The organism is Limnobaculum eriocheiris (assembly GCF_021010575.1).
Lineage (GTDB): Bacteria > Pseudomonadota > Gammaproteobacteria > Enterobacterales > Enterobacteriaceae > Limnobaculum > Limnobaculum eriocheiris.
In genome coordinates, this window is sequence record NZ_JAJNAG010000089.1 from 1 (window position 1) to 1,980 (window position 1,980).

Sequence of the window (1,980 nt, forward strand, 5' to 3'; positions counted from 1 at the left end):
CCTGTGGATGCAGAAGGATGCGGCAGGGAATGCCAACAGTCTGGTGCTGAACCGTTCAGGGACGATTGAGACCTATGACGGTGATATTACGATTAATACGGGACGGTTCAAAAATAGTTATTTTGATTTTCAAGTGGATAAAGTAATTACACTAGCCGAAGGCAATAATGAGGGCTCATTACTGACACCGGAACCACTAACAGATTATGTTACCTTTATTGTAGAGGGTGGTATTGAATACCTGTTAATTTCAAAGTCAAATTGGTCAACACCAATATTAGAATATCACTATCAATTGGGTGATAGTGAAACTATTACAGTTAATACTGTCGGGAATGCAGGGCGTATTGCCAGTGGACATGACTTGAATATTTTCGCTACATCGTTGGAAAATCAAGCTAGTACTTTGTTGGCGGGACGTGATATTACGTTAATTGGTAATCAATTAAATAACCAAGGCTACCAAACCGGAACTTCTGTTTTAGAGAAGATTTATACCCGTGATTTTGCTGAAGACAGGTCTTTTGCATATGTTCATCGGCTAAGGGAAATAAAATACAGTACGCCTTCAGGGCCTTTGTATCAGGCAATTATCCAGGCGAGTAGTAATCTCTACGCTTCCTTCGATAACGACATTAGCAATACCACCACGGTAGCCAATGCCGGTAATATCAGTCATTCCCTGCAAGCGCCCACCCTTAGCGGTTTTGGCGACCTTTCATTACCAAGTGGTCTGAATGGTCTGTTTATCACCAGTCAGGACCCGAATAGCCCTTATTTAATCACCACTAACCGTAAGCTGGATGGACTGGGTGGATTAGATTACGGTTTGTTTAACAATCTGTATTCCATGTTAGGCATGCGCCCGGGTTCAGCACCGTATGAAACCGACAGTCGTTTTACCGATAAAAATAGGTTTATTGGTTCAGCCTATTTCCTTGAACGTCTGAATCTGCGCCCGGATTACGATTACCGTTTCCTCGGAGACGCTGCTTTTGATACTCGTTATATCAGCGATGCCATGCTCAGGCAGACCGGCAGCCGTTATATCAACGGTGTGGGTTCTGACTTGTCACAAATGCAGTATCTGATTGATAACGCCGCGCAGGCCTATGGCTCGCTGGGGCTAACTTTTGGTGTAAGCCTGACGGCAGAGCAGATTGCCCGATTAGATAAAAGCATCGTCTGGTGGGAGCCAATGACCATTCAGGGCCAGACGGTTCTGGCACCGAAACTCTATCTGGCTAAAAACGATGTGACAGCGGTGTCCGGCAGTGTGATCAAAGGCGGAAATGTTGAGCTGGAAGCCGGTCGCTTAATCAACAGCAACGGCAGCCTGCTGGCGGATAATTCACTGTTTATCGACAGCTGGAGCACCATCGACAATATCAACGCCGGGCAGATAAAAGCTGGCGGCTTCCTGGGTATGACGGCGATGGGCGATATCAACAATATCGGCTCCAGCATTCGTGGTCAGCAGGTGGCGCTGGACAGTATTGATGGCAGTATTATTAACCGTACTGAGACTCAACAGTGGTCCGTTTCAGGTCAAAATGGAAGAAAGCAAATCTTAGCCTTCTCACAAACCGATGTGGGTGATATCGCCTCCATTCAGTCTGAAGGTTCTATGAGCCTGAATGCGGGTAAGAATATTGAGCTGACCGCGTCTGAAATCACCACAGAAAAAGGACCACTCACACTGAGTGCCGGGCAGGATATTAGTATTCTGACTGCTCAGCAAAGTCAGTCCACTCAAGTAGGTAAGAATAAAACCGAAGCGCAGGGGGCATTAAGCAGTTCACTGGACAGTGGCGGTAACTTAAATGTGTTTGCCGGTCGGGATATTAACGCAAAAGCTGCAGGCATTACCGCAGAGGATTCCGTTGCATTAGTTGCCGGGCGTGACGTTAATCTGACCACGGCAGAAAGCCGGGAATATCAGGAAACCTACGGTAAGCGCAAGAAAGAAATTAATGAATC

The 1,980-nt window shown here is 46.4% G+C and carries 1 protein-coding gene; it reads left to right on the top strand.

What is annotated here, in order from left to right; translation table 11 throughout:
* Positions 1 to 1,980: hemagglutinin repeat-containing protein (locus LPW36_RS17560; protein WP_230611880.1), on the top strand; the 1,980-nt coding region annotated here is incomplete at both ends.